The sequence below is a fragment of the Caballeronia sp. M23-90 genome, from assembly GCF_053574605.1.
In genome coordinates this window covers 1-3,075 of sequence record NZ_JBSIPA010000617.1, presented here as the reverse complement: position 1 = coordinate 3,075, position 3,075 = coordinate 1, and the positions used below count along the sequence as shown (strand labels likewise).

Genomic DNA, 3,075 nt, shown 5'->3' with positions numbered 1-3,075 from the left:
TTCGGAAACGCCGGCGACGCAGTTTTTGCGCCGGCACAAAGTCGAGTTCGGCGAGCATCCTTATGAATATGTCGAGCATGGCGGAACAGAGGAATCGGCCCGTCAGCTCGGTGTAGACGAGCATTCGATCGCAACGGAAGCGGCGACCAGCGCCGGGATATAGACAATGCCCGGTTCCATCTGCAACGCGGCCATGCCCGTGTAGTGCATCGCGGCAATGCCACCGCCCAGCAGCAACGCGCCGAGGACGAGGTGCTTGCCCGGAAGATTGTCCCGGCTGGCGATCCACAACGCGAGCAACGATGACGCAACCGCGATCAGAAGTGATACCACGGTCAGGCCGAAATCGAACCCGAGCTTGATCGGCAGATGAAAGGCGAGCATGCCGACGAAGTGCATCGACCAGACGCCGAGACCCATTGCAAGCGCGCCGCCGCACAGCCACCAGCGGGCGGACACGCGCCCGGCGCTCGAGATCCGGCCGACGAGGTCAAGCGCCGTGTACGACGCCAATACGGCGACAATAAAAGAGAACAGCACCAGCAGGCTGTCGAAACTCCCCACTAACATTGACATGCTCCGGATCGACGACGTAAATCCCGACGCGAGAAAGTCAGGTATGCGTTCGTTTAACGTCTGAAAAGGCCCGGACTTTATAGCGAATTACACCTGCCTTCAAAGATTGGCCAAAAATTCCTGCATATCGAGCTTATGTCCATGTGGAACGTCCAATGATGCCGGTTCGGACGTGTTTCGACGTGGATCAGGCGCGGCTGCCGTACTTCGTCTCGATGACCTTCACGAGCGCGTGCAGAACGCGATTGGCCGGCGTGGCGATGCCATGCGTTTCCCCCAGCCGCACGATCAACCCGTTCAGATGATCGATCTCGCTGGGCTTCGAACGCGCGACGTCTTGCGCCGTCGATGAATATTGCGTCGGCATCTTCTCTGCGATCATGCGCACGGACGCATCGACATCGCCGGGAATGGTGATGTTTTCCGCCTTCGCGACTGCGAGGCATTCCCCGACGATATCGCGCATGCACGCCTGGATGCTTGCGTTCCCGGCGAGGGGTCCATAGGGCAGCTGCGCGATCGCGGAGAGCGCGTTGTACGCGCAGTTCAGGATCAGCTTGGCCCAGAGCGCGCCGCGAACGTTGGGGGAGATTTCGGTGGGGATCTGCGCATCGATCAGCTCGCGGGCGACGGCTTCACTTTTATTCGATGGCTCGATCACCAGGTCGCCGCGCCCGTGATGCCGCACGTGACCGGGACCTTCCATGCCGGCCGCCACATACACGACGGCCGCGGCCACTTCCTGCGCTACGACCGTGCGCACGCGGTCGGCGTTATCGACACCGTTTTGCAGGACGAGCACCAATGCATCCTTGGCGAGATGCGGTTTGATTTCGGCGGCGGCGCTTTCGGTATCGGTGGATTTCACGCAGAACAGCACGAGCGATGCACCTTCGACCGCACTCGCGTGCGTGCTCGCGGTCACGCGCACGTGTTCGTCGAAGGTCAGGGTCTGCATGCGCAAGCCGTCACGCGTGATCGCCTCGACGTGATTCGGGCGGCCGATCAGCGTCACCTCATGTCCCGCTCGCGCCAGCATGCCGCCGTAATAACAGCCGACTGCGCCTGCACCCATCACTGCTATTTTCATCGTCGTAATCCGTCTGTCGAAAGTGATGCGGGATTTTCCCACAGTTGCGATGACGGGTTACGGGAGCCCCTTGCTAAGGCGCCGCCGATGCGCTCGCCGGGTCGATGGTCGGCGCCAGGTCCGGAACCAGCCCGGCAAAACCTTCGTCGCGTATGTCGCTGGGCTCGGAGTGCGGCGGCTGCAGGATGGGTGGCTGCGGCGCTGATGAAGATGCCGGAGCCTTGGCCACGACCGGAGGCGCAGTCCGGCGCGGCGGATTACGCTTCACAGGCGCGGCCTTCGGCTCGGGCTTCGGCGCGAACACGCGTTGATACCAGTCGTGCAAGCGGTTTCGCATTGACTCGAAGAAGCCGGTTTGCGGTTCCATCACGAAACGCTCGCGCGGATCGATCATCCGGTTTCTCAACGAGCGCTGGAAGAAGTCACCGACGATAGGCAACGCACTATGCGCGCCCTGCCCCCAGTAGTCGCTGCGCAGCGTCACGCGGCTGTCGTTGAAACCGACCCACGCACCCGCAACGAGTTGCGGATGCATCAGGATGAACCAGCCATCGGCGTTGTCCTGCGTCGTGCCGGTCTTGCCTGCAACATCGGCGCGGATGCCGAAGCGGTTCCGGATGGCCGTGCCCGTCCCGCGATTCACCACGTCCCGCATCACGTCGAGCAGTTCATGATCTGCGGCTGGCGAGAGCGCCTGCTCGGGTTTGTTCGGCGCAAATTGCGCAAGCACCTCGCCCTTGCGGTTTTCGATACGCGTCACAAGCATCGGTTCGATACGCGCGCCGCCATTGGCGATCGTGCCGTAAGACGCGACCATCTCCTTGAGCGTGACGGGGCTCGTGCCGAGCGCAAGCGACGGCACCGCGTCGAGCGGGCTGTCGCGCACGCCCATCGCACGTGCGAGTCTCGCGACCTTGTACGGGCCGACGTTTTGCACGAGTTGTGCGGTAATGCGGTTGCGTGAGTAAGCAAGCCCGTCGCGCAACGTCACGGGCCGTCCGCTTGGCGGCGTTTCGTCGTTCGGACGCCAGATTTCTCCGCCGGCAAGCGGGATCTCGACGGCTTGGTCGACAAGGGTATCGTCCGGTTTCGAGCCCTGCGCAAAGGCCGCGCCGTACACGAAAGGCTTGAACGTGGAACCCGGCTGGCGGCGCGCCTGCTGGACGTGATCGAACGGATCCGTGCTGAAGTCGCGACTGCCGACCCACGCCTTCACTTGCCCGTTACGTGGATCAATGGCGAGAAACGCCGCCTGCACACGCGTTTTGTTGTCGCACAGCGCCTGCATGAAGGGGCGGTCAGCGTTGAGATGCTTGAGGATGTCGGCATCGGTTTGTCCGGCATCTTTCGCCGCGCGATACTGCGGCGTCTCGCGCACGAACGCGCGGACCACGTCGGCATTGCCGCCA

Annotated in this window: 2 protein-coding genes and 2 pseudogenes; 1 reads left to right on the top strand and 3 read right to left on the bottom strand. The window is 62.7% G+C overall.

Annotation, left to right across the window (positions count from 1 at the left end):
- Window positions 1-130: pseudogene (locus ACRXB1_RS33590) on the top strand (Cys-tRNA(Pro) deacylase); the annotation flags it as partial.
- Here ACRXB1_RS33590 and ACRXB1_RS33585 read toward each other — a convergent pair.
- The 3 genes and pseudogenes from ACRXB1_RS33585 to ACRXB1_RS33575 all read right to left on the bottom strand — a co-directional run.
- Window positions 127-570, bottom strand: a pseudogene (locus ACRXB1_RS33585) (MHYT domain-containing protein); the annotation flags it as partial. The pseudogenes ACRXB1_RS33590 and ACRXB1_RS33585 overlap by 4 nt on opposite strands.
- Window positions 571-763: 193 nt before the next feature.
- Window positions 764-1,666 carry a 2-dehydropantoate 2-reductase gene (locus ACRXB1_RS33580; RefSeq protein WP_174363012.1) on the bottom strand — a complete coding sequence of 301 codons (903 nt, stop codon included), beginning with the start codon at window positions 1,664-1,666 and terminating at the stop codon, window positions 764-766.
- A 73-nt stretch (window positions 1,667-1,739) separates the two neighbouring features.
- Window positions 1,740-3,075 (bottom strand): penicillin-binding transpeptidase domain-containing protein (locus ACRXB1_RS33575; protein WP_449494479.1); only part of this gene is annotated, 1,336 nt, incomplete at its 5' end.